The sequence below is a fragment of the Staphylococcus sp. NRL 16/872 genome, assembly GCF_022815905.2.
Classification (GTDB): domain Bacteria; phylum Bacillota; class Bacilli; order Staphylococcales; family Staphylococcaceae; genus Staphylococcus.
Window position 1 is genome coordinate 229,260 of record NZ_CP119327.1, and the last position, 26,204, is coordinate 255,463.

At 34.7% G+C, this 26,204-nt stretch carries 23 protein-coding genes and 1 pseudogene; 13 read left to right on the top strand and 11 right to left on the bottom strand.

Annotated features, from left to right (window positions below; translation table 11 throughout):
• Window positions 1–114 precede the first annotated feature (114 nt).
• The gene (locus MT340_RS01125; RefSeq protein WP_243603493.1) at window positions 115–702 is read right to left on the bottom strand and encodes a TetR/AcrR family transcriptional regulator; all 588 of its coding nucleotides are present in this window, start codon (window positions 700–702) and stop codon (window positions 115–117) included.
• Window positions 703–900: 198 nt separating this feature from the next.
• On the opposite strand from MT340_RS01125, the gene MT340_RS01130 reads away from it, so the two are divergent.
• Window positions 901–2,676 carry an oleate hydratase gene (locus MT340_RS01130; protein ID WP_243588401.1) on the top strand — a complete coding sequence of 592 codons (1,776 nt, stop codon included), beginning with the start codon at window positions 901–903 and terminating at the stop codon, window positions 2,674–2,676.
• A gap of 82 nt (window positions 2,677–2,758) precedes the next feature.
• Here the strand turns inward: MT340_RS01130 and MT340_RS01135 are convergent, their stop codons facing one another.
• The 7 genes from MT340_RS01135 to MT340_RS01165 all read right to left on the bottom strand — a co-directional run bounded on the left by MT340_RS01135 (window position 2,759) and on the right by MT340_RS01165 (window position 9,306).
• Window positions 2,759–5,017 carry an ATP-binding cassette domain-containing protein gene (locus MT340_RS01135; protein WP_243603494.1) on the bottom strand — a complete coding sequence of 753 codons (2,259 nt, stop codon included), beginning with the start codon at window positions 5,015–5,017 and terminating at the stop codon, window positions 2,759–2,761.
• Between the two features lie 54 nt (window positions 5,018–5,071).
• Complete coding sequence (locus tag MT340_RS01140; RefSeq protein WP_243588402.1) at window positions 5,072–5,857, bottom strand: arylamine N-acetyltransferase family protein; 786 nt, start codon at window positions 5,855–5,857, stop codon at window positions 5,072–5,074.
• Window positions 5,858–6,194: 337 nt separating this feature from the next.
• Entirely contained in the window at window positions 6,195–6,830 is a 636-nt protein-coding gene (locus tag MT340_RS01145) for an ABC-2 transporter permease (protein WP_243588403.1), read from the bottom strand.
• Window positions 6,830–7,675, bottom strand: coding sequence for an ABC transporter ATP-binding protein (locus tag MT340_RS01150; RefSeq protein ID WP_243588404.1), 846 nt, complete (start codon window positions 7,673–7,675; stop codon window positions 6,830–6,832). The genes MT340_RS01145 and MT340_RS01150 overlap by 1 nt, the downstream gene beginning before the upstream one ends.
• Before the next feature lie 89 nt (window positions 7,676–7,764).
• Window positions 7,765–8,481 carry a DUF3169 family protein gene (locus MT340_RS01155; protein ID WP_243588405.1) on the bottom strand — a complete coding sequence of 239 codons (717 nt, stop codon included), beginning with the start codon at window positions 8,479–8,481 and terminating at the stop codon, window positions 7,765–7,767.
• Window positions 8,478–8,681, bottom strand: a complete 204-nt coding sequence (locus tag MT340_RS01160; RefSeq protein ID WP_053030021.1) for a helix-turn-helix transcriptional regulator — start codon at window positions 8,679–8,681, stop codon at window positions 8,478–8,480. The genes MT340_RS01155 and MT340_RS01160 overlap by 4 nt, the downstream gene beginning before the upstream one ends.
• Window positions 8,682–8,823: 142 nt before the next feature.
• Entirely contained in the window at window positions 8,824–9,306 is a 483-nt protein-coding gene (locus MT340_RS01165; RefSeq protein WP_243588406.1) for an RrF2 family transcriptional regulator, read from the bottom strand.
• A 156-nt stretch (window positions 9,307–9,462) separates the two neighbouring features.
• Here MT340_RS01165 and MT340_RS01170 point away from each other — a divergent pair, with 156 nt between their 5' ends.
• Both MT340_RS01170 and MT340_RS01175 read left to right on the top strand, forming a co-directional pair.
• Window positions 9,463–10,383 (top strand): DMT family transporter, encoded by a 921-nt coding sequence (locus MT340_RS01170; RefSeq protein WP_243603495.1) that lies wholly within the window; start codon window positions 9,463–9,465, stop codon window positions 10,381–10,383.
• A gap of 429 nt (window positions 10,384–10,812) precedes the next feature.
• Window positions 10,813–11,982: an MFS transporter gene (locus MT340_RS01175; protein WP_243588408.1), complete on the top strand. Its 1,170-nt coding sequence runs from the start codon at window positions 10,813–10,815 to the stop codon at window positions 11,980–11,982.
• 95 nt (window positions 11,983–12,077) lie between these two features.
• Here MT340_RS01175 and MT340_RS01180 read toward each other — a convergent pair whose 3' ends face one another.
• Both MT340_RS01180 and MT340_RS01185 read right to left on the bottom strand, forming a co-directional pair.
• The gene (locus MT340_RS01180) at window positions 12,078–13,619 is read right to left on the bottom strand and encodes a bifunctional metallophosphatase/5'-nucleotidase (RefSeq protein ID WP_243588409.1); all 1,542 of its coding nucleotides are present in this window, start codon (window positions 13,617–13,619) and stop codon (window positions 12,078–12,080) included.
• Window positions 13,620–13,708: 89 nt separating this feature from the next.
• Window positions 13,709–15,262: a DNA-binding protein gene (locus MT340_RS01185; RefSeq protein WP_243588410.1), complete on the bottom strand. Its 1,554-nt coding sequence runs from the start codon at window positions 15,260–15,262 to the stop codon at window positions 13,709–13,711.
• Window positions 15,263–15,698: 436 nt separating this feature from the next.
• Between MT340_RS01185 and MT340_RS01190 the strand changes: the two genes are divergently transcribed.
• From MT340_RS01190 to MT340_RS01215, 6 genes and pseudogenes are all read left to right on the top strand, one after another.
• Complete coding sequence (locus MT340_RS01190; protein WP_243588411.1) at window positions 15,699–16,658, top strand: phosphate/phosphite/phosphonate ABC transporter substrate-binding protein; 960 nt, start codon at window positions 15,699–15,701, stop codon at window positions 16,656–16,658.
• 159 nt (window positions 16,659–16,817) lie between these two features.
• Window positions 16,818–17,591: a phosphonate ABC transporter ATP-binding protein gene (gene phnC, locus MT340_RS01195; protein ID WP_243588412.1), complete on the top strand. Its 774-nt coding sequence runs from the start codon at window positions 16,818–16,820 to the stop codon at window positions 17,589–17,591.
• Between the two features lies 1 nt (window position 17,592).
• Entirely contained in the window at window positions 17,593–18,393 is an 801-nt protein-coding gene (phnE, locus tag MT340_RS01200; protein WP_243588413.1) for a phosphonate ABC transporter, permease protein PhnE, read from the top strand.
• The gene (gene phnE / locus MT340_RS01205; RefSeq protein ID WP_243588414.1) at window positions 18,390–19,217 is read left to right on the top strand and encodes a phosphonate ABC transporter, permease protein PhnE; all 828 of its coding nucleotides are present in this window, start codon (window positions 18,390–18,392) and stop codon (window positions 19,215–19,217) included. The genes phnE (MT340_RS01200) and phnE (MT340_RS01205) overlap by 4 nt, the downstream gene beginning before the upstream one ends.
• A 204-nt stretch (window positions 19,218–19,421) precedes the next feature.
• A complete protein-coding gene (locus tag MT340_RS01210) occupies window positions 19,422–20,072 on the top strand; it encodes an SDR family oxidoreductase (RefSeq protein ID WP_243588415.1) in 651 nt (216 codons plus the stop codon).
• A gap of 267 nt (window positions 20,073–20,339) precedes the next feature.
• A pseudogene (locus tag MT340_RS01215) lies at window positions 20,340–20,719 on the top strand (magnetosome magnetite crystal formation protein family).
• 116 nt (window positions 20,720–20,835) lie between these two features.
• Here MT340_RS01215 and MT340_RS01220 read toward each other — a convergent pair.
• Window positions 20,836–21,669, bottom strand: coding sequence for an LPXTG cell wall anchor domain-containing protein (locus MT340_RS01220; protein WP_243588417.1), 834 nt, complete (start codon window positions 21,667–21,669; stop codon window positions 20,836–20,838).
• A 216-nt stretch (window positions 21,670–21,885) separates the two neighbouring features.
• Here MT340_RS01220 and MT340_RS01225 point away from each other — a divergent pair, with 216 nt between their 5' ends.
• From MT340_RS01225 to gtfB, 4 genes are all read left to right on the top strand, one after another.
• Entirely contained in the window at window positions 21,886–22,368 is a 483-nt protein-coding gene (locus tag MT340_RS01225) for a GNAT family N-acetyltransferase (RefSeq protein ID WP_243588418.1), read from the top strand.
• Between the two features lie 17 nt (window positions 22,369–22,385).
• The gene (locus MT340_RS01230) at window positions 22,386–23,189 is read left to right on the top strand and encodes a hypothetical protein (protein ID WP_243588419.1); all 804 of its coding nucleotides are present in this window, start codon (window positions 22,386–22,388) and stop codon (window positions 23,187–23,189) included.
• 125 nt (window positions 23,190–23,314) lie between these two features.
• The gene (gtfA, locus tag MT340_RS01235) at window positions 23,315–24,823 is read left to right on the top strand and encodes an accessory Sec system glycosyltransferase GtfA (RefSeq protein ID WP_243588420.1); all 1,509 of its coding nucleotides are present in this window, start codon (window positions 23,315–23,317) and stop codon (window positions 24,821–24,823) included.
• Window positions 24,816–26,150 (top strand): accessory Sec system glycosylation chaperone GtfB, encoded by a 1,335-nt coding sequence (gtfB, locus tag MT340_RS01240; RefSeq protein ID WP_243603496.1) that lies wholly within the window; start codon window positions 24,816–24,818, stop codon window positions 26,148–26,150. Before gtfA ends, gtfB begins: the two co-directional genes overlap by 8 nt.
• Window positions 26,151–26,204: the final 54 nt, after the last annotated feature.

Genomic DNA, 26,204 nt, shown 5'->3' on the forward strand with positions numbered 1-26,204 from the left:
AATTCTTAAAATAGAGATGTAGAATGTGGACAAATACGATGATTTAACATATGTGTATTTTTCTCATTCCTCAACATTTCATTTAAGAATTTCTTTTTAATAGGTTTAATCGTATTATTTCAATTTTTTCAAATGTATCTCTCTAGCACCACAAATGAGTGCTACAATTTCTGCAGTGACTTTATCAATTGACTGTTGTTGCCCTTGTTGTAACCAGTTTGTGATCACACTTAAGATGCCCCCAGTTAGAAATTGCCCATACATCGTCGTATCTACATAAAATTGCCCACTTCGTTTATCGAATTCAATTTGTTTTTTTACTGCTTCAAAGATTTGATCATAAAAAATACTATAAACTTCTCCGTAATAATTTAAATTAATCACACTGCGTACGATAGCTTTATTTTCATGAATAAATTGTAGAATATCTTTCATTAATTTCTCGAAAAAACGACGAGGGTTATCTGGATTGATTTCTGGTAAATATAGCTCTCTAAAATGATCAATCACCAGACCAATACCGTAATTCAACAAATCATATTTATCATTAAAGTGACGATAAAATGTAGATCTTCGAACATTCGCTTTATCGCATAAATCTTGAATAGTAATTTGTTCGAACGTCTTTGTTTGGAGAAGTTCAAAGAAGGTAGTTATTATAGCTTGGCGTGTTTTTTGAACGCGTAAATCTTGTGTATTCAAAGTTGCTCACTCCTCATATCGGACATTTCTAACTATTTGTCACTTAAGTTACATTCCCTTCTTATTGACGCACAACAGGCACGCTTGCCACCCTATAATAAGGTCGAAGGGTAGATTAATTTCATAAATAATTACTTATAGTTTACTACTTTTCAGAAAAATTTAAAAAATACTTTGAACGCTTGGGAAGTGAAATAAATGTACTATAGTAATGGGAATTATGAAGCATTTGCGCGTCCTAAAAAACCAGAAAATGTAGAGGAAAAGTCTGCTTATCTTATCGGGTCTGGATTAGCATCTTTAGCAGCTGCATGTTTCTTGATTAGAGATGGGCAAATGGATGGGTCAAAAATCCATGTTTTAGAGGAATTATCTAAACCTGGTGGAAGTTTAGATGGAACTGAACTTCCGATGAAAGGCTATGTTGTACGTGGCGGAAGAGAAATGGAAAATCATTTCGAATGTTTATGGGATTTATTTCGCTCCATCCCATCTTTAGAAATAGAAGGTGCTTCCGTCTTAGATGAGTTTTATTGGTTGAACAAAGAGGAGCCCAATTACTCACGATGTCGTGTTATTGAAAAAAGGGGACATCAGCTAGCCACTGATGGTGACTTCACATTAACGAAGCAAGCAATTAAAGAAATTGTCGCTTTATGTTTAAAGAAAGAAGAAGAATTAAACGATGTAAAGATTTCAGATGTCTTTTCAAATGATTTTATGCACTCTAATTTCTGGATTTATTGGAAGACGATGTTTGCCTTTGAACCTTGGCATTCTGCAATGGAAATGCGTCGTTATTTAATGAGATTTGTACATCATATTGGTGGGTTAGCAGATTTCAGTGCTTTGAAATTCACTAAATATAATCAATATGAATCACTCGTACGTCCTATTATCGCCTATTTAACGTCCCATGGTGTCCAATTTCAATATGGTGTACAAGTACTAGATATTAAAGTGGATGTCACAACAACAGAGAAAGTTGCTCGAGAAATTCAACTGAAACGTCACGGTCAACTTGAAACGATTACATTAACTCCAAATGATTTGGTATTCGTGACTAATGGAAGTATCACTGAAAGTTCAACTTATGGAGATAACGACACGCCGGCACCCCCTAATCATAAACCCGGCGGTAGTTGGAACTTATGGCGCAATCTTGCCAAACAAAGCCCTGAGTTTGGTTGCCCTGAAAAGTTCTATCAAGATTTACCTGATAAAAGTTGGTTCGTCTCAGCAACTGTCACTACCAATAACAAAACGATCATCGACACAATTGAACGTATATGTAAACGAGATCCTTTATCTGGCAAGACCGTTACAGGTGGCATTATTACTGTGAATGATTCTAATTGGCAAATGAGTTTTACCATTAATCGTCAACAACAATTTAAAACGCAGCCAAAAGATGAAATGAGTGTATGGATTTATGCCTTATATTCTAATGTAGAAGGTGAATATATCCATAAACCTATTGTTGAGTGTAGTGGTAGCGATATTTGCCAAGAATGGTTATATCATATAGGCATCCCTGATAATCTAATAGAAAACCTCGCCAACAATCACTGCAATAGTATACCTGTCTATATGCCATATATCTGTTCATATTTTATGCCTAGAGCCGTGGGCGATAGACCACTTGTTGTGCCTAAGGATTCTCGTAACTTAGCCTTTATTGGGAATTTTGCTGAAACAGAAAGAGATACCGTCTTTACAACAGAATATTCCGTAAGAACCGCAATGGAAGCGGTATATCAACTCTTGGATATTGATAGAGGTGTCCCAGAAGTTGTGGCATCAGAATTCGATTTACGTGTGCTCATGGAGGCACTGTATGAATTAAATGATCGCAAAGATTTAACAGAACTAGCCGAACAAAATAGAATTCAACAATTCGCTCTAAATGCTTTCTTGAAAAAGATTAAAAACACCTATATTGAAGAATTGTTACAACAGCATAAGTTACTATAAGTGTAGGTAAAAAATCATCGTGTAAGATTTAACCCCCGCGTGACATTAGCATGCGGGGGTTATTAGTATTCAATATTAGAAATTAATTCTTAATATAATCGTTTAAATGTTTTGCGGTTACTGAATTTTCAATTTCAAAAATACCATTTGGTTGGCCTGCATAAAGCAATTGTCCACCTTTATCTCCAGCGAAAGGTCCAATATCAATGAGCCAATCTGCTTGTGTCATCATCGTTAAGTTATGTTCGATTAAGATAACTGTATTGCCTTCATCAATAAGGTTGTTAAAGCAATCAATTAATATAGGTAAGTCATCTTCATGCAAGCCAGTCGTTGGTTCGTCAAAGATGAACAGTTTGTTGGTTACATCTTGCGTGAGATAACGACTTAACTTCACGCGTTGAATTTCTCCGCCTGATAACGTATCGAGAGATTGACCTAATGTCATATAGTTCAAGCCCGTATCAGTCAGAGCTTGAAGTGGACGTGTGATATTAGGGCTGTCATTAAACTTTTCAATCGCTTCTTCAACGGTTAATGCTAAAATATCAGCAATCGAATAACCGTCTACTTTCGCCTCTAACACTTCAGGACGGTATCTTGTGCCACCGCACATTTCGCACACTTGTGAAAAGTCCGGCATAAATGCTAATTCCGTTTTCAATACACCTTTACCATGACATTCTGGACATGCACCTTCGGAATTGTAACTAAACATGCTCTTTTTAAGCCCAGTATGTTTACTAAAGAAACTACGCACATCATCAAAGATATCCAAATAAGTGAGTAAATTAGAACGATTTGAGGCATGAACAGGTTTCTGATCAATAAAAATCGCATCTTGATTACGTTCAAACGCAGCCGTAATTAAAGTACTCTTACCTGAACCAGCCACACCAGTAACGACAGTCATCGCATGTTTTGGTAGTTCAGTTGAAATATTCTCTAGATTATTGCGACTAATATTTGAAATATTAATCATCTCTTTTGATTGGCGTAATTCGGATTTTAACGTGTGCGTTTGTTTTAACGCATGGCCAGTGCTTGTATTAGATTTAAGTAATTCTTCGTAGCTTCCTGTGAAGGTGATTTCGCCACCATGTTTACCAGCGCGTGGACCTAAATCAATGATGTGGTCAGCTGTTTTAATGACGTCAGGGTCATGCTCAACGACGAGTACCGTATTCCCTTTGTCTTTTAGCGATTGAATGATGTCATTGATGCGTTTAATATCCTCAGGATGCAAGCCAACACTTGGTTCATCAATAATGTAAACAAGATCACTTAATGGACTGTTTAAATGACGAATCAATTTAATACGTTGTGACTCGCCACCAGAAAGGGAAGTTGTTTCCCTTGCTAGCGTTAAATAATTTAAGCCGATATAACTTAATGCTTCAAGCTGTTGTTTGAGTGGTTCGATAATCACGCGTGCCTTGTTTGATTTGATTTTTTCTAAAAAGGCTAACGCCTCGTCGATTTGTAAATTCGTAAATTCTGCTATATTTAAGCCATTAATTTTACAACTTAATACTTTGTCATTAAGACGTTGACCATGACAACTTGGGCAATCATGTTTAGAAACCACGCGATCAATATCTTGTTTGAAACGTTTCTTTTCAAAATTGTCGTTAAGTAAAAATGAACGACGAAATCTATGGATTAAACCTTCGAATTTCGCAGTTCTTGGCCAGTTGGATGGTGGATTCTTCAATTTCGTTGGTTCTGTATAAAGGAACGTGTCCAGTTCTTCTTTAGTGTAATCTTTCAACTTTTTATCATTATCGAATAAGCCTGTATATAAATAACGTTTACCACGCCAACTGTCAGGTCTGAATGAAGGGAACTTAATCGCATCTTCATTAAGTGATTTGTCAAAGTCTAACAATTCGTTTAAATCGATATCTTCAACATAGCCTAAACCAGAACATGTTTCGCACATCCCTTTTGGATTGTTGAATGAAAAGATGTCAGAATATCCAACAAACGGCTCACCAATACGAGACCATAAAAGACGTACGGAAGCATAAATATCAGAAATTGTACCTACAGTTGAACGCGAATTACCTCCAAGTCGCTTTTGATTAATAACCATTGCGACAGGTAGATTTTTAATTTGATCAACATCCGGTTTCTCATATTGTGTGAGTTGATGTTGGACATAACTTGAATAAGTTTCATTGAGCAATCTTTCGGATTCTGCAGCAACGGTATTAAAGACGAGGGAAGACTTACCCGAGCCTGACCGACCTGTAAAAACGGTTAATTGATGCTTTGGAATCGTTACATTTATATTTTTTAAATTATTCTGTTTTGCGCCGATAATTTCAATATTACTCATCACTTACACCTCTTAATTTCACTTTTATGTCTTATTTGATTTGGGAAAATTAATTTATTGTTCGAATGGTTTGATTTTTACGTCTAGGTTGAAATATTTTTCAAGCATGTCACGATAATTATCTGATGTGACATCAAATTTTTCTTTATTGTCTTGTTTGCTTAATGTTAGATGGTTAAACGACATTGTAGCACGTCCGAATAATTGTGGTTTTGTAATCATGAGTTGTTTTACAAAGATAGAATCAGGATTCTTAGAATTATAGTCAATCATCTCGTCGAAATCATGAATGGTTTGTGGATGCATTTTAGCTTCGTAACGTGTCATCCATTGTTCATTTTCAAGTTTTTGGACGATATATGTGTCTTCACTTTCAGAAATAGCGCGAAATTGGCCTGTTAAATCTGTAACCGGGTGGGTAGGGTCTAATGAGGCGATGCGCAATGATTGTAAAGGTAAATCGCCAAAGCCTACGTCAGCTACATAATTGACATTATCGATAGGGACTACGAGTGACATATGAGAACCATGAGGACTTGTGTGACCACCAGGCTGATGTACGGTTGCTGGCATGCGATGTACGGTGAAGCCTTTTTCTTCAAGGTAGGTACCAAAGAAATGGTTCATTTCATAGCAGAAACCACCTCGATGTTGATTAACAATTTTATCGAACAGATCATCAATTTCTACAGAGATAGGTACGCCATTTTGTACATTTATATTTTCAAAAGGTACGGTCATCATATATTGTTTTATATAATAATCGAGTGCTTCGAGTGTGGGTTCGTTGTATAGCGTTGAATCTATGTCTAAATAACGTTCAATAGCTTGTGTATCCATTTGAACAAGAACTCCTTTATTTAATGCTTTTACTCTTTCAATACCCTAAATTGAGATTTAATGAAACAATGCTTGGAACGATGGTTTTTAAGTTAATACTTTGTATTGTTTCAAGGAGAATATTATTCTTAAAAACGTAAAAGAGTTCTAAGATAGAATTTCACTCACTTAAGTTGAGACGCTTGCCTAGGGTACAGTTTCAGCCAGAAATTCCTCACAGATAAATCTGTGGGGATTTCTAAGGTCTTCAACTTGTACTGTTCCCTTAGGCGTCGCTCAACTACGTTTCGTTATCTATCTTAGAACTCTATACTGTGTATTATTAATATGTGATTAATTATAATTCTTGTTTTTTAAATATTGATAAAGATGAAAAATATGAACCAATAAATATAATTACTCCAAGTAATGCATATGCACCAGTTATTAATAATACTGTTGGGTTATTTGAAAATTTATCAATTGAACCAGATTGTATAAGTTTAGGTGTTACTACAAGGAACCATACTGCAAAAAATAAGATTAAGGCAAAAAATACTGTTGAAATCATAATTACATTTGAATTTTCAGGTCCAAATTTAAATGTAAGTGGAAACATTATTGCATAAGTACAAGCCAAACCAATTCCAATAAATGCTGATAGAAGCATTAACATAGGATTTTGAGTTATGACTAAACAGATAACCATTCCTATCACTAAACCAATTACAATGAGTAAAAGGTAAAAAACAAAATATGCTTTAACGTATGTACTTCGTGAAGAAGGCAAAGCGGATACATAATACATCCATTTAGATTCTTTTTCGCGTTTAAGGTTATCTGAAACTGGGGATATTAACATAACCATTGGCATAAAACAGCTCATCATAGGACTGACAAAACTGAACAAAATACTCATAACTATGCCTACAATTGCAAATGTGATAAGTGATTTTTTAGATGCATAGAAACTACTTAAAATTAGGCCTTTCATTATTTTTCACCTCGCATAATTAATTTTGTTGCGTCATCAATGTTGTTGAGTGGGTGAGCGTTGGTCACGCGAGACCAATCTTTAATTAAAATTTGACGTTGTCCGTTTCGTATTCTTGAAGAAACTATAATGTCATTTGGAATGTCTGAGTCTTCATTTTCAGGGATTTCAACTATTCCATAATCATTTAATAGTGTGTGCTTATCTTCATGTAGGACAATTTCACCGTCTTTCATAAAGATAAGTTGGGTAGCTAACTGTTCAATGTCTTCTGAGATGTGAGATGAAATTAAAACGCCGTTACCTTCTGAAATGTAATCTTCTAACATTTCAATGACTTCTTCACGTCCTGAGACATCCATGCCGGCAGTAGCTTCATCTAATATTAATAATTTAGAATCATGGGCTAGGGCAATTGATAATGCTGCTTTCATACGCATGCCTCTAGAGAAAGTCTTAATTTGAGAGTTAGTAGGAAGATCAAATTCTTTGATCGTATTAAAGAATTTGTCACTATTCCATGTTTTGAAAATATTCGCAAAAACTTTATCCATATCTTTGATTTCGAGTTTATCTGGTACACGCAAATCGTCAAATACGACGCCTATGTGTTCTTTATATTCATGCTCTTTGTCAGATATCACTTTGTCAAAGAATGAAATTTCACCAGAGTCTTTGAAACGGTTGCCCACTAATGTATTAATTAGTGTTGATTTACCGGAACCGTTCTTTCCAATTAGACCAATGACTTCACCAGGTTTTAAGGTGAAAGAAATGTCATTCAAGTTGAAGTTGGATTTCTTATAAGATTTGTTCAGGTGTTGCACTTGCAATAGATGTTCCATAATAATCCTCTCTTTCTGTAGATAAAATTAAATTTTATTTTGCATTTAATTGGTTACTTCCATCATAGTATAAATTTAGTAATAAATAATTAAGATTTATAAAATTTACGTACTTTTAACATATAACCTAAACTGTTATATACAAAAATAATGATTAAAATAAATATACTAAATGACTGACTGGAACCAGTGTCAATTGAATAAAGACTTAAAAGTATAATAGCTATCATTAGTAGCACTATATTCATTTGATAATTTTTATACATACTAATGAGCGTAATGTGTCTTTCACCTTCATCCATCAAATCTAATGTTTTTTCGGTGTAATTTTTTTCGCCCATTTTGGGATAGCGACTATCGAAACGACGATTGAAAAATCCAAGCATAAGAGATGAAGGACCGGTAAGCATAAAAGGAATGATTGCGAATAACATACTGAAGTTAGCGTTTTTTCCTATAACAAATAACAATGCGGCTATAAAACTAACTGTCATAAGCGTGTATGCAATAATAGTTGTTAAATTATATTTTAAATTTGCTTTTTTCTCATAAATATCAGCTTCATCATCTTCAATAGAGTTTAGAAAGGACTTTTTAAATTTGATTGCATCATGTTGTGTCTTCCATTGATAAGCTGTCAGAATTAATACAATGATAGAAAAAATAATACAAATTATTAACGCAGTGCGGTTATTAGAAAAATTAATAGTAGATAAAAATGTGCTAATACTATTCATCGATCCACCTATAATGCCCCCGATGATTCCACTAATAACAAGATAAAGTAGATATCTACCTACTTTCATAAATCTCCCTCCTCGAATATAAAGACATTTTCAACTGGTTCATTAAAGATACGTGCGATTTTAACGGCGGTTAAGATGGATGGCATGAAATCATTACGTTCGATCAAAGAAACTGTTTGCCGCGAAATGCCGGCTTTTTTTGCGAGCTGTGTTTGATTAAAGCCATCGCGAGCACGCAATTCTTTTAGGCGATTTCGCAATTTAATCAACTCCTTGACTCATACGATACATCATCTTTGTCATTTTGACAAATATACTAGTCAAAAAGACCTATATTTTAGTCAAAAAAGATAATGAAAGAAGTCTTCGGGTTGTCTGAAGTTAGACGTCCGGAAGACTTGTTTAGTGAATTTTACTATGAGTTGAAATCCACTGAGATAGCTCTTCGAGATTATATTTTTGATCAATTGTGTGATGAACACCATCTAAAGATACGGAGGAAAGAGTGGATATCAATGATTGTTCAATTTGATTGAGCGAATGACTCACCACACATAATTCGGCCTTTTGACTTTCATTTTCTCCTAAGAAAGATTTTAATAAATGTTGACTTGAGAAAATCTTATCTCGTCCCTCAATCGCTAAAAAGACATCATAAAATGTGATTTCACTTAAAGGCTTATTGAGAGAAAACCCTCCATTTTTGCCAGGTGCTGAATGAACAAGACCTTCTTTCGCTAGAGACTTAATAATTTTCTTTAAATAGGAGTCAGATACGTTTAACCGTTCACTTAATGCTGTAGAGGTTATTACATTACGTTGTGGTAGTTGATTAAGAATTAATAGAACATAAATCGCCTGTTCCCATCCTTTAGACAGTTTCATAAACGTCCACCTGTTTCTTCTGATTTATTTAATTATAAAATATAATATAAAAAAATTATATATTAATATTGAAAAATGAAGAAGGGTATTTATAATATTAATTAAAGACAAAGAATATCTTAATTATCTTTAATGAATAATCTGGAGATGACATCTATGAAATTACAGCAACGTTCTCATTTATATTTTTATGTGTGTATCGTTTTAACCACAATATGTATGGGCTCTTCTTTTCCAACAGGAAAGTATTTGATTTCGATTGAGCACGTGCCTCCAATGTTACTTGGAGGATGGCGCTTTATTATTGCAGGACTTCTTATTTTAATTTTTATTTTATTGAAAAAGGGCATTCAAGAAGTACTACCTAAAAGTAACGGAAGTGTTTTTAAAGGGTTTGTATTTGTATCGATGATTGGTTTATTACAAACGGCTGGAACGATGGGGTTATTAAATATTGCAATGGCGCTTGGGGTTTCTTCTTCAATGTCAGCGGTATTACTTTTCACGAATCCTCTATGGTTAGCCGTGCTTGCACATTTCTTATTAAACGAACGTTTAACAAAGGTGAAATGTTTTGCATTGGTATTAGGCGTTACGGGTGTGGCTATTTGTTTAGGATTAGATCGTACATTACTGGGGTGGGGCGCACTTGTGGCATTACTTGGCTCCTTATGTTGGTCATGTAATACAATCGTAACGAAACTTGTTGCATTTGATAAAGGGGTTTGGATATTAACAGGTTGGCAATTGTTATTGGGTGGTGTGATTTTGCTTATTATAAGTGTTATATTACGAGAACATTATTCGATCACGCACTTAAATGGATGGGGCTGGTTATGGTTTTGGTGGCTTGTCTTCCCAGCTTCCATAGGTTCATTTGGACTTTGGTTTAACAGTTTAAAAATGCGTGGTGCTACGATTGCGAGTAGTTTTCTATTTTTAGTACCTTTATTTTCTACCATTTTTTCAATTATAGGTTTAGGGGAACCTTTTACGCTTCATATTATGGTAGGAGGCTTGTGCGTTATTATCGCACTATTTTTCATAAATTACTCGCCACATTCTTCTAATTATTAAGTAAATAAATTTTTAAAAAAACGAATAACTCCACTTAACAGTTCTGGGATAGAAGTCACAATGAGTTCCCAGAACGTTTTTTTATTCTTCTTTGAATTAGGCATACTGTCACTCCTTTAAGTTAACTCTAACACAGCAAAATTTTTTCTGAAAATGAGAAGGCATTTAGCACATGGCTTGAAATTTTTTGAATGCATATATAAATGAAATTGAATAATTATACGACTAACAGAAGTTTATTCAAACCTCTTAAGCGTAGGTAATACATTTAAAATTATCTTAATTTTAATACAATGAAAGTTTATGAAAGCTTATGAGATAAGACTTTTAGAGAATAAAAAATATGAACAAACCTCTTCACATGGCATACATTTTTTTGTAGTATAGCTATCGTATTGTTTAAAAATGAATATAAAGGAGGAAGCAATGATGAAGGATAACAGAATGATGTTTTTCGTATTCATGCTAGGCACTTTTACTGTAGGCATGGCTGAATATGTGGTGACAGGTTTATTGACACAAATTGCAGGAGATATGAAAGTTTCGATTTCGAGCGCGGGTCTATTGATTAGTGTCTATGCAGTGAGTGTAGCCGTTATAGGACCATTTATGCGTGTATTTACAATGAAAGTTCATGCGCAACGTTTATTACCAATATTAGTTGCAATCTTTATCGGAAGCAACATCATCGGTATGTTAGCGCCAAACTTCCCAATATTACTGTTATCCCGATTGCTTTCTGCTTCAATGCATGCGCCGTTCTTTGGTGTATGTATGAGTGTCGCAGCTGCCGTGGCGCCACGTGGTAAACAACCACAAGCGATTGCGTTAGTTCAAGCAGGTTTAACGATTGCGGTAATGATTGGCGTACCATTTGGTTCATTCTTAGGCGGTTTCGCGAATTGGCGCGTTGTTTTTGGTGTAATGATTGGATTAGCTATCATTACAATGTTAGGTATGATGAAATTTGTACCGAATGTTACATTAAGCACGGAAACAAATGTTAAAGGTGAATTAAAAGTATTTAAAAATCCACACATTTTAATTATTATGTCTATTATCATATTTGGATATTCTGGTGTATTTACAACGTATACATTTATGGAACCGATGATTCACAAATATTCACCATATGGCATCGTAGGTCTTACGCTATGCCTATTTATGTTCGGTTTAGGTGGCGTTATGGGAAATCTTGTTACAGGTAGCGTACCTGAACCTAAATTAACGAAGTTTTTATTCTACACATTTTTATTATTATTCTTAACGATTATTTCATTCGTTACAGTGGTGCATAGCGCAATTTTAGCAATTATTATCTGTTTCTTATTCGGTTTCGGTACATTTGGTACGACGCCACTACTTAATAGTAAGATTATTTTAAGTGCGAAAGAAGCACCGTTACTTGCTAGTACGTTAGCTGCTTCAATCTTCAATGTTGCTAACTTTTTAGGTGCACTGATTGGTTCAATTTTATTATCAATTGGTTTCCCTTATTTAATTATTACGTTTGTGTCTGGTGGCATTATTATATTAGGTATTTTACTAAATACGTTAAATCATTTTTATGAAAAGAAAAATATCCAATTTGAAGAATAAAGTTTTAGTTAAAACAATACCTCTAACATGAGTAATTGAAAGTACTGATGTTAGAGGTATTTTTTAATGGGATCTTTGATTTATCTATCATGTGTTTAAACAGTTACTGTGAAATTCACTACTTGTGGAAGAGTGTCGAGATCGTGAGTAGTCATATAATCGATTAAGACTTGGGCGCCTTCTTCTTGAATGTCTTTCGCTACGGGCGCTTCGGCGAACATGTCGTAATTACCTCCACCTACAGCGCGATAATTATTCACGCAAATTGTATATTTTTGTGTTTCGTTTAAAGGCGTTTCTCCCACTTTAATATCTGTCACACGTTGGCCGATAGGTTGACCGACGTGAATGGTGTAGCTGATACCGCCGTAAATGTCGTAGTTAAAATGTTGTGGCTTTGGATATAAGAATGACTCGTTTACAGTTATTTCATTATTTTCATCTAACGCAAAGTAGCTTGCTGATCGTTCGAGTGCTTCTTTAATCCCTGTGCCTGTTAATTCTAAAACTTGGAATGTGTTAGGGAAGGGATAGTTATTAATAATATCTCGCATCGTTACTTGTGTGTTAAAGCCAGCTGCTGAATCGAAGAGAGCCGTACTTGCGATATCGGCGCCACTTTTCTCTAATAGAATGACATTGATTAAATTAAGAAGCGGATGTGGTTGTACACGTGCTTCAAATTTATCCGCTACTAACATAGGTTCAGGTAGCGTAGTGATATTTGTATCGAGCCAATCTTCTAAGTCATTTAAAAGTGAAGCGTCTTCTGGTAAAAGTTTAAAATCTGTTTCTGAAGTAACGGGTAGTAAAGCTGCTTGTTTATTAATAATTTGTTGTTGTTCATTTAAAGTTAATGTGACTTTACCGATTTGTGTCGCGCGCGTGCCTGGTTGGATTACCGCTGTGTCGTATTTTACTGTTGCGATATCACGATGTTGGTGACCTGTAATAAGGACATCAATTTGGTCATGGAATTGATTTAGAATCTCTGAGGCTTCGTTCTCGCCTGATAAAGCTTCTGTCGGTTCATTAGTGTCTACGTCTCTTTCGAACCCTCCATGATATGACACAACGACGATATCTGCATTGTTGCGTACGTCAGGTAATAATTGTGCTAGTGTGTCCACGGCGCTATGGAATTGTAAGCCTTTGATATGGTTGGGTTGTTCCCAGTTTGGTATGTATTGTGTGGTTAGGCCAATGACGCCGACTGTTAGGCCTGCCTTTTCAAAATAATGAATACCGTTACCTGTGAATGGCTGGTTCTGTGTATCTAAGATGTTGGCGCATAGGACTGGGTGGTGGAGTTGGCTGAGTGTGTCTTTAAGATATGGAAGTCCGTAATTGAATTCATGGTTGCCGATTGTGCCAAAATCAAAGTTGAGTCGGTTGTAAATATCAGTTAATGGTGCGCTAGTTTGGCGTTCGGAAACTAAGTAATTGCATAATGGTGCGCCTTGTAGGAAATCGCCGTTGTCTATTTTATAGCTAATGTCGTCATGGGAACGTTCGCTTTCGATTAATTGATTGGCTTTTAATAGGCCCATAGGTAATTGCTGGTTGCGTGATGAGAAGTCTGTTGGAAAGATGTAACCGTGTACGTCGCTTACGATGTAAAAAGAGAGTTGTGTCATAGCTATCGTCCTTTCATAAAAAAGAGATAAAGAAGGGCGTGTTTGGAAGTATGAGCGGTCTTCTTATATCTCTTTTGATTGTTTTAAGTTTATTGAATTGTCCCTGTGGCTAGTGTTTTATCACCTTGTTTAAGGCGAATGTTTGCGCCTGAGATGTTTGTGTTCACTTTGGCTGTAAATGTGAGTGTGGCGTTACCTTCATTATCGGTTGTCACGCTTTGGGGCTGACTATAACCGAGGTTATCATAATTTTTACCGTCTTGTGTGAAACTGGCTAATTGTGTGCCACCATCTTGATAAATCGATAATTTTAATTGATTAAGCGTTTTACTTTGTTCCATATTACTTAAATTAACGGTAATTTGGAATGGTTTGTTCAATTGAATATTGTCTGGTAAGTGAAATTGCACGTTGCCAGCAGTCGTGTGAGTAGGTGTATTTGTGCCGTTTTCTTTCTGACTACCATTATTGTTTTGACTGTTCGTTGTTTTTGTTGTGCCATAGCTACCTGGTGCGAATGTTGTGCGATCATACCATTTGTAACCTTGTTCTGGTTGAGACCACGGTTCTTTTTGTGGTTCCGTTGAATTTTGTGGTGTTTCGAATGCTAGGGTAGGTGTCGGTTGATCTAATTTAATGCCACTCTTTTTCAAGCTCGTTGCATGGTCTACTTTTCCAAACCAATCTGTAATATTTGTTAAAAGTTGGCCGTTGTCTTCTTCTTTAAAGCCATCGTAAGTCTTCTTAGTCTGGCCGTTATCCTCACGTTTATACTTTGGTGTGCTATCTTCTACAAGCGATGAATCACCAATAAAGGCTGCTTTACCTTTACCAACTTTCGCAATCGCAACATAAGGACCTTCAGCTACGCCTCCGCCATTGTAAATGCCTTGATCCACAGCGTGAGACCACTTCTGTTTAGATGATAAATGTTCTGGTGTATAAATAATCCCTTTGGCTTTCGTTGGATCAGTGATCGCTAATGTTGAACCAGCATGCATAGATACAGATCGGATGCCCTTAGTGATGCCGAAACTTTCCGAACTAGGGACAATATTTTGTGTGTTCAAATCACCAAGCGCGTTATAACGGAAGCGGATACCGAAGTTGTCAGATAGCCAATCCGAACTCTTTATACCTTGCATTGCTTGTGAATTCTTCTCATCAGCAGTCATATCTTTCGTCATATCTGCATAAGCCCCACGACGATAACCGTTCATTACCTCTGAAGAGTCGAGGCGATTTAAATTTCTATCGGCATTGTAATGGTCGGCAATAAAGATAATGTTGCCACCTTTTTTTACATATTTAATCATGGCTTGTTGTTCCTTTTTCTTGAAAGGAATATTAGCTTCAGGCAGCACTAATATTTTGCTATTACTTAAAGTCTCCTCATTAATATTAGCTTCGCCGTCAATTTCTTTTACACTGTAGCCTTGTTGTCTCATGGAATCAGCGTAATCAGAGAAGCCACCATCCATGACCCAATCCGCAGCACCAGCAGTTTGCGCGTGAGACGCATCGAATAATACAGTTTGTGAATTGTTTGTGTCATTATTTTGTGCAGCGTGACTTACATTTAGGCCTGTTATTGAAATCGTTGAGGCTAATAAAGTTGAACTTAACACTTTAATCAGTTTCATATCTTTTTCTCCTATTATTGAACTATGTGTATGATTTATTAAGACGTTTTTTATTTTTGAAAATTATGGAACGGGCTGGACAAAGTAAAATGTTTCAGCCTACTTTATCATTTTGGCAGTAGCTGACTGATTTGAAAATGCGCTTAAATCAAGCTTTTTTCAAACCTAGTCATCCTTGCCGGGGCAGGACGACGAAATTATTTTAATTTCTGTCCTGCTCCCACATAGAAAAAGTATAATAAAAAAATTTATATATAAGATAATGTTAAGTGAATATTTAAGAAAAGTTTACAATTCATTCACATTATAAATAAATTTTATGTAATTTTCACAAATAATAAATATTATTTAACTTAATGATGTGATAATCTTATAAATGTCATATAGAATGACAATTTACACTATTTTATACATATCGAACGGGGGCATTACAATTATGAAGCAAATGAAGTACCTTTTAGTTCTAGCTCTAACGGTTATTATTTTTGCGGCGGCATGTGGAAACAATAGCTCATTAGATAACAAGGACAAAAGCTCTGACAGCGGGTCAGATTCTGGTAAAGACGGCTACAAACCTAAAGAATTAACGGTTCAATTCGTACCATCACAAAATGCGGACACACTTGAAGCAAAAGCGAAACCACTTGAAAAATTATTATCTAAAAAATTAGACATTCCAGTAAAAGTTTCTGTATCAACTAACTACAATACAATCGTTGAAGCGATGAAATCTAAAAAAGTGGATGTTGGTTTCTTACCACCAACTGCTTATACGTTAGCACATGATCAAAAAGCGGCTGACTTATTATTACAAGCACAACGTTTTGGCGTTAAAGATGACGGTTCAAATTCAGATAAACTTGTGAAAGACTACAAATCAGAAATCCTAGTTAAAAAAGATTCAGGTATTAAAAGCTTAAAAGACTTAAAAGGTAAAAAAATTGCATTACAAGATGTTACTTCAACAGCAGGTTACACATTCCCTATCGCAACACTTAAAGAAGAAGCTGGTATTGACGCAACAAAAGATATGAAAATTGTAAACATGAAAGGTCATGACCAAGCGGTTATTTCATTATTAAATGGCGATGTAGACGCAGCTGCAGTATTCCAAGATGCACGTAACATTGTGAAAAAAGACCAACCAAACGTATTTAAAGACACTAAAATTCTTAAGTTAACAGAACCAATTCCTAACGATACAATCTCTGTTCGCCCAGACATGGACAAAGATTTCCAAGATAAACTTAAAAAAGCATTCAAAGATATTGCTAAAACTAAAAAAGGACACAAAATTATCAGTGAAGTGTACTCTCATGAAGGTTACACAGATGCTAAAGATTCAGACTTCGATATCGTAAGAAAATATGAAAAGCAAGTTCAAGATATGAAATAAAAAATGGAATAGAGATTTAGTCAGCAATTCCTTGAGTAAAGACAAATGCAGACATTCTCAGTTTCTATCAGCACTGTAATTAAATAAGTGACGAGGAAAAGCTAAGCCCTGTTCATATCGGGCATAGCTTTTCTTTGTAAAATGAAGGGTGTTAAGTAAATGAGTCAAATTGAATTTAAAGATGTTAGTAAAGTGTATCCTAATGGTCACGTAGGATTAAAAGATATCAATTTGAATATCGAAAAGGGAGATTTCGCAGTTATCGTTGGTTTGTCTGGTGCAGGTAAATCAACACTATTAAGATCGGTGAATCGACTTCATGATATTACTTCTGGAGAAATTACCATTGAAGGCAAATCGATTACTAAAGCTAAAGGTAAAGAATTATTAATGATGCGTCGTAATATTGGAATGATCTTCCAACACTTTAATCTTGTGAAACGTTCTTCAGTATTACGTAATGTATTGAGTGGCCGAGTGGGCTATCATCCTACTTGGAAAATGGTCTTAGGATTATTCCCTAAAGAAGATAAGATTAAAGCGATGGATGCGTTAGAACGTGTAAATATTCTTGATAAATATGATCAACGCTCAGATGAATTGTCAGGTGGGCAGCAACAACGTATTTCCATTGCAAGAGCACTGGCACAAGAACCTGCAATTATCTTAGCCGATGAGCCAGTAGCTTCATTGGATCCTTTAACAACGAAACAAGTTATGGATGACTTGAAAAAAATTAATGAAGAATTAGGTATTACTATTTTGATTAACTTGCACTTTGTAGATTTAGCGCTTGAATACGGTACGCGTATTATTGGCTTACGTGCCGGTGAACTTGTCTACGATGGCCCTGCGAGTGAGGCTACGGAAGATGTCTTTAATGAAATCTATGGACGTAAGCTTAAAGATGACGAGAAGCTAGGGGTGGAGTAATATGACGACACCAACAACGAGCAAATATGATCAATATTTAAATAAGAAGTTTTCACTTAAGACAAGTTTTACTATTTTTCTAGTGTTAGCTTTAGTCATTTGGAGTTTCTTATATACAGGATTTAGTTTTGGAGACTTAATGGTTGGGTTACCACAAATTACTTCCTTTTTTGGACAAATGGTACCTCCAGATTGGGAATATTTAAGTACCATTACTAAACCTATGTTAGATACGATTCGCATGGCTATTGTAGGGACATTTTTAGGGGCGATTGTATCTATTCCAATCGCTTTAATCTGTGCTAGCAATATTGTTAGAACGAAATGGATTACGATTCCGGCGCGCTTTATCTTAAATATTGTACGTACGATTCCTGACTTATTATTAGCGGCTATCTTTGTAGCAGTCTTCGGCATTGGCCAAATTCCTGGGGTTTTAGCACTATTTATCCTAACAATTTGTGTCATTGCAAAACTATTATATGAAGCACTTGAAACAATTGACCCAGGCCCAATGGAAGCAATGACGGCAGTTGGCGCAAATAAAACAAAGTGGATTATGTTTGGTGTTGTTCCACAAATATTATCTACGTTCTTCTCATATGTGTTATTCGCATTTGAAATTAACATTCGTGCTTCAGCAGTACTTGGACTTGTAGGCGCGGGTGGTATTGGATTGTTCTATGATTCAACATTAGGCTTATTCCAATATCCTAAAACTGCGATGATTATCTTATTTACATTAGTTATCGTCGTTATTATTGACTATGTAAGTTCGAAAGTGAGGGAACAACTCGCATGACACAAGATCAACATAAGTTAGAACAAAAGTATCCCGTTAAATCAAAAAATCAAAAACAAAAAATGATTAAAAATTGGATAATAGCTATCGTTGTTTTCGCGATAATTGCTTGGGGCTTCGCAGGTATGCCAGCTCTAGAGTTGAAATCTAAATCAATTGAAATTTTAAAATCGATATTTAAAGGCTTATTCCATCCAGATTGGGGCTATGTTTACATACCAGCAGGTGAGGACTTATTACGAGGCTTACTTGAAACATTTGCGATTGCTGTGATTGGTACATTTATTGCGGCAATTATCTGTATCCCGTTCGCATTTTTAGGTGCACGTAATTTAGTTAAAGCACGACCAGTCACTGGTATTACTAAATTTATTTTAAGTGTAATTCGCGTATTCCCAGAAATTGTAATGGCACTTATTTTTATTAAAGCTGTAGGTCCTGGTTCATTTTCTGGGGTGTTAGCGCTTGGCATTCACTCTGTAGGGATGTTAGGGAAGCTATTTGTTGAAGACATTGAACGTTTAGATTTCGCGTCTGTGGAATCTTTAAAAGCAAGCGGTGCGAATAAGACGAAAACACTTGTATTCGCAGTTATTCCACAAATATTGCCATCGTTCTTATCACTAGTATTATACCGTTTTGAATTAAACTTACGTTCAGCTTCAATCTTAGGTTTAATTGGTGCAGGCGGTATCGGTACACCGTTAATCTTTGCGCTTCAAACACGTTCATGGGATCGTGTAGGAATTATCTTGATTGGCTTAGTTATCATGGTAGCCATCGTAGATTTGATTTCTGGTGCCATTCGTAAACGTATAGTGTAATGTTGTTATTAATTTTGGAAAAGAAGAACGGAACAGAAATCTTATTTATGAATGAGGTTTTTTGTCTGCTCTTCTTTTTCAATTTTCAATGTTTAAAAGCAAATAGAGAAGAAATAATATTTATTGTAAAGAAAAATGAGTAACAGTACTTAATGTATGTGTATGCATGAAATATTCGAAGATTAAGATGAAAGGAGTCTTATCATGAAAGTATTAGTTGTAGGCGCAAATGGTGCAATAGGTCGTAAAGTCATTTCACAACTGAAAGATACAGAGCATAGTTCAGTCGCTTTAGTGCGTAAAGAAGAACAAGTCTCTGAACTAGAAAATGTAGGCGCTGATAAAGTAGTGATTGGTGACTTAGAAGACGACATCTCACAAGCATTTGACGGTGTAGATGCAGTCATCTTCGTTGCAGGTTCAGGTGGTAGCACAGGCGCAGATAAAACACTATTAGTTGATTTATGGGGCTCTAAAAAAGTAGTCGATGCTGCAAGTAAGCACGGTGTTAAAAAATTAGTACACCTAAGTGCGACAGATAGTCCTGAGCCAGATAAAGAATCTGATGATATGCGTCCATACGCAGTGGCAAAACATATGTCAGACTACTATATAGAACAATCAGATTTAAATTATACAATTGTTCGTCCAGGTCCATTACAAGATGATGAAGGTACAGGTAAAATTAATGCTTCGTTCTCACTTGATGAGGATCCAAATAGTTACACTATCCCACGCGATGATGTAGCGACAACATTAATCAATGCATTAGATGTTGATAAACTAGATAAACAAGCAGTCGTTATTCAAGCTGGAGATACTGACGTTAGAAAGGCATTAGAAGAAATTAAATAAATAATTATATATCATTTTAGCTCATGTGAGATGGCGTATTATAACCGTCTTATATGAGCTTTTTATTTTTATTATTGAAAGGTGGCGCGCAGTGTTTCTTCAAACGTAACCTTCACTTCATCGTAGAAACGGCGACTCTTTGGAAAACGTTGAAAAAATTGAAGAGAGAATCAGAATTTCCCGGGAAACTTACAGAGTTGTAATTTTGGGACTTTCTTCTTAAAGAACCTCAAAATATGTGTTTTTATATAATTGAGGTGAGTAAGTATGGAAGATTTAAGAAAAAGTTATTATCATAAACAAGATGACTATTATGGCAATAAAAATGAAAATATAGCGTCTTCATTAAGTTATTTAAGTGTATTTTTGCGCCGGTTATATTACCTATTATTATGTGGATTGTAGCTTCACCACCTGTTTCAACACATGCTCGTAAAGCATTATTTAATCATATTATGACATGGGTGTGTTTCGCATTAGTGCCAGTACTATTAGTAGGGAGTCTTGCTGCTATTAATGAACCATCATTACCAGCTAATAACGTCATAGGTGTTATTGGATGGGTAGCCGGAATTATTTTAGGTATTATGGGTGTGTATTTATTCATTATAAATATCGTTAGAGGAATTAAGTTATTATTAGTTTAATATCAAATAATAAAAGCTATTACACTCAGAACTTAGAAAAACTGAGGTAATAGCTTTTTCATTTGCATAAAAGAAATGTTGTTGCAGTAATAGTAACAGAAACTTAGAAAATAAAGTTATTGTTTTTTAGTAACGACGCGTTTAAGACTAAGAGAACTTACACCTAAGATAAGCGCTAATACTCCAACAAATAGGGGGGTATGATTGTCAGATTCACCAGTCTTAGGTAAAGTTGATTGCGCTGAAGCGCCATTTACTTGTTGCGAATGTGAGGTTTGTTTACTAAGAGTTGTTGATTGATTAGGTTGCATCGTAGTTATTGAGTTTGAAACATTGTGAACAGTTGATGTTGTTGCAATTGATTGTGCTTTTGTGTTTGTTGAAGGTTCTTGTTGTTTTTGTGGGTGTTGAGACGTTGATGATTGTTGTTTTGATTCTTTAACTAAGCCTTGTTGTTCAGGATAACCATTGAAGCCGATATCATTCTCCTCAGCTTTGGATTTGGAAGGATCTTGTGGTGTTGCTTTAGACGAAGTATTGTTAGCTACATCATGGTTAAACCCAGCATCTACGTTGTTATTGGCATCAACATCATGATTGAAACCATTGTCTACGTTGTTGTTATTATCTTGAGCAGTGACAGGGTTACCGTTTATATCATGATTGTAACCGGCATCAGTAGCATTATCTTGAGCATTGTCAGAAGTACTATTAGCTACATCATGGTTAAACCCAGCATCTACATTGTTATTGGCATCAACATCATGATTGAAACCATTATCTACGTTGTTGTTATTATCTTGAGCAGTGACAGGGTTGCCAGTTGCGTCATGATTGAATTGATTATCCACATCATTCGTTGCTGCAAACGCATGGCCGTGTGACAAAAGTACAAGTGATGAAGTTACAAGTGTTGTTCCCAAAGCATATTTAAAACGTCTTTTAATCAAAAAACTCACTCCTTAGTAATTATCATTCTTCATACATAAAGTTGATAATTTAAAATTTATAAATATCATACTTATGTATGTTTATAAATTAACATATTAAATTAAATACAACCTTAATATGAGCTATCAACTAAATGACACTTTTGTCATATCTCAAAAATATTCAATTTATGTTAATCTTTATTTATAATTTGTGAAGTTTAAAGGAGCAATGTGATGGAATTTCGTAATGTAACTAAAGAGGATTTATCAACGTTAATTGAATTAGAGAACAAAGGGTTTACATCTCAAGAAGCGGCTACACCGGAAGCAATCGAACAGCGTATTGAAATAATTTCAGATACTTTTATAGTTGCTGAACATGAAGGCGAAATTGCAGGCTATATTAATGGGCCTGTCATTCCACAAAAATATATCACTGACGACTTATTTGAAACGATTAGACCTAATCCTAATATCGGGGGATATTTAAGTGTTTTAGGATTAGTCGTTTCTGAAAAGTATCAAAATCAAGGTTTAGGCGGACAATTGCTTAATCAATTCGAAAATATCGCAAGAAAACATGCAAGATTTGGCGTAACACTTACTTGTCGTGATACACTCGTTCCATTTTATGAAAAATACGGATATATAAATGAAGGATTATCTGAATCGCAACATGCAGGCGTTCAATGGTATAACTTAGTAAAAGAAGTATAGCTGAAAGGAGAAAAGTTATGAATATATTAGTAGTAGTTGCAGTATGGCTATTACTGACCTGTTTTTTTATTTTTTTAAGTATTAATTCAATTTTTCATGGGCTAGTGATACCTTGGTCAAATTTAATATTATTTATAGTGTTATGGGCAGGAGCTACAATATTAATCATACTGTTTATTTATTTACGAAAAAAATCAAAAAAACAAACAAAACAACTTTTTGAACAATATAAAGAAACGCCATCTTCGTCATATAAAGATAGAGAATATTTTTATCAAACCCCACTCATCATTTTTAATAATCAAGAAAGACCAGTTTATGGGAAAAAAGATATTACATATTATGGCTTTTTTAATAATTTAATTCAAAAAACACTTAGCCTAACGGGGTTCTTTCCACTATTTGGGGTAAAGTTAAATTCTGATAATCATCATATTGCAGTTAAACGAATTAAATGGTGGCATATTCGTCCACATTTTGAAGTGTATTGGAATGACCAAAAAATAGGTATATTATTCATGAAAAGTCTTTTTTCAAAAAAAGCAATACAACAGTTACCTTATAAGTTTAAAGATTCTAAAAAACGAAATTTTGATTTTAACAATCCATTTTTTAGCCATGAGACCATTATTAAAGATCCAAATGGAAATAAATTACTAGAAGCACGACGTAGTTTCTTTGATTTAGGAAAAAGTAATAAAACAAACCAACGTGGAGAAACACATCATTTAAAAACATTTGAAAATAATTATGACTATCCAGACGAACTATGGTTGGCTTTGTATATTCAAGTTATGATTACTAAACAAACAACTCAATAACAATAAATTAAAATGATTGATAAGTATTCTATAATAATTGATTAATTCATAAGTTTTTATAATTTTAACGTTTGATAAAAAACAAGATTTAGTAATACATTTTCCTTAAAATGAGGTGTCTTTCAATGACAATTTATAATATTAATTTCGGCATTGGCTGGGCAAGTAGTGGCGTAGAATATGCGCAAGCCTATCGCGCCAAGCTATTAAGGCAAACGAACCAGCCTGCGAAATTTATCTTTCTGGACTTTATTTCATCTGAAAATATTCAAACTTTGACATCAAATATGGGCTTTAAAGATGATGAAATTATTTGGCTGTATCAATATTTTAGCGATATTCCCATTGCGCCAACAACGTATACCATTGACGACTTAATCAAAGATTTAGGCAATCCTGTCACAACTCGAAATCAGACTGGTAATGTCGTTCGTTTACATATAGGTAATGAACGTTCATATGTAAGTTGTTATTTGAAAGAGGAAGGACAAAATATTGTAGATCGTGCTGAATTTGTGGTAAACAATATGTTAATTCGTAAAGATTATTATAGTTATGTGCGAACTTTTTCAGAATATTATGCGCCAAGTGAAAAACGCGCGAAGTTATATATGCGTCAGTTCTATAATGAAGATGGGTCTATTGCCTATAAAGAATATATTGATGGAGATTCAAGCGTGTATGTTTTCGATGATGCGCGTTTGTACAGTAAACAACAATTTGTAGCTTATTTCATGCAGAAATTAAATTTAACTGCTCAAGATATAGTGATTATTGATAGATCAACGAAAGTTGGTCAGGCTATTTTGGAAAATAAAGGCCCAAGTAAGGTCGGCATAGTAGTACACGCAGAACATTTTAGTGAAAATACCACAGATGACACACATATTTTATGGAACAATTATTACGAATATGTCTTCAAACAAGCACCACATATTGATTTTTATATCACAGCTACAGATTTACAAAATCAAACGTTATCAAATCAATTTAAACAATATACTGCACACCAACCGCGTGTATGCACAATTCCGGTAGGGAGCTTACATCAATTAACTTATCCAAAACAAGAACGACAACCTTATTCGATGTTAACGGCATCAAGATTAGCAAGTGAAAAACATGTAGATTGGTTAGTTAAAGCGGTCATTAAAGCGAAAAAAGAAGTTCCCGAATTAACATTTGATATTTATGGATATGGCAGTGAAAGAGGAAAAATTGAAAAATTGATTGCTGACCATAACGCGCAAGACTATATCCAATTAAAAGGACATGCGAAATTAGACGATATCTACCCTAAGTATGAATTGTTTGTTTCCGCATCAACGAGTGAAGGTTTCGGTCTAACATTAATGGAAGCGGTAGGTTCAGGTCTTGGCATGATTGGTTTCGATGTAAATTACGGTAATCCTACATTTATCAGAGATGATAAAAATGGATACCTTATCCCAATAAATCAAGACAAACAAAATATTGATAAAATTACAGATAACATCGCCAAAAAAATAATTCAGTATTTCAATGATGGTCCTAAACAAGCACACGACAAATCTTATGAAATTGCGACTCCGTTTAAGACAGAGAACATTACGCGAAAATGGCAAAACTTAATTGATGAGGTGCTACATGATTAATTTATTCGAACGCTTTGACGCAGCTTCACAAAAACTTAAGCAGTCGCTTCAGCTTGCAGGTTATAATCATACGACGATTGTAATGGATGACGATGGCTTTTTACCTGATGACGTACTTTCCCCGTATCGCTTTTTTGCGGATTATCAACGCTTAGATAACGATAAACCGGCGTTTTTTAATGATGTACAAGTGCCACCATTTTGGGAGATTAAAGGAAGTAATGATTATGCCGAAGTGATTGATAATGGCATTGTGAGAGGACGCATTTTTTACCGTAAACATTTTAAAACGCGTATTGTTAGTTTTGTCGAATGGTTTGACCCAAATAATCATTTACGTTCTGTCGATTACTATACGAAAGATGGTTTTAAATTTGCGACTACTGTATATGATTTAGAAAAGAAACCAATTGTCAAAACATATATTAATCGCGATGGTAAAGAAGTATTATATGAGAATTTTGTCACAAAAGATATCGTATTAGATTGGAAAGGGCAGTCGCATTTCTTTGCTTCAAAACATGACTTTATTATTTTCTTTTTAAAACAATTAAAGTTAGATTTATCTAAAATCATCATTAACTCATTAGCAACACCATTTTTTGTTACATACCGTTCTAATATTGTTGAAAAAACGGTACTTTTCTGGCAAGAACAAAGTGGTGGTAACGTCCCGGGAAATATGAAACAAATGTTAGATAATGCATCTCAACAAAATATGGTAATTATTCCAGATAAAAATGAATATCAAAGCATTGTAGGAAATAATGAACCACAATATCATCCATCCATCGCACAATCTGGATATCTGTATGATTATCAGAAAAATAATAAATACTCAAAACATATACTCAATTTAACTAATTCTGATGATATTCCAAATATTGAAATATTAATTCAAACCTTACCAGAATTTGAATTTCATATAGGTGCTATTACAGAAATGTCGGAGAAATTGATGCAACTTAACCAATACAAAAATGTGACGTTATACCCAACTATCACTAAAGCGATGACAAGTGAGTTATTCAATTCATGTGATATTTATTTAGATATTAATCGTGGTGGCGAAATTTCAAATGCTATAGAGCGTGCAATGTTAAGTAATCAGTTAATCTTGGCATATGATGAAACAGCCCATAGACGAGAATATATCGCTACAAATAATGTAGTGCCACAAACTGACTTTACTCAGTTAGTAAAGGTACTTAAAGACATTGAAACAAACAAAAATCATTTTAAAGAAAGATTAGAGCACCAAAAACAACAAAATAATGAAGTAGAGAAACGCACATTTAAAAAAGTATTAAATAAAGCAATAAAATAGTTACAGTTATATGAAATAAAAGCTTCTAAACCTCGGAGGAATCTTATATAAAGT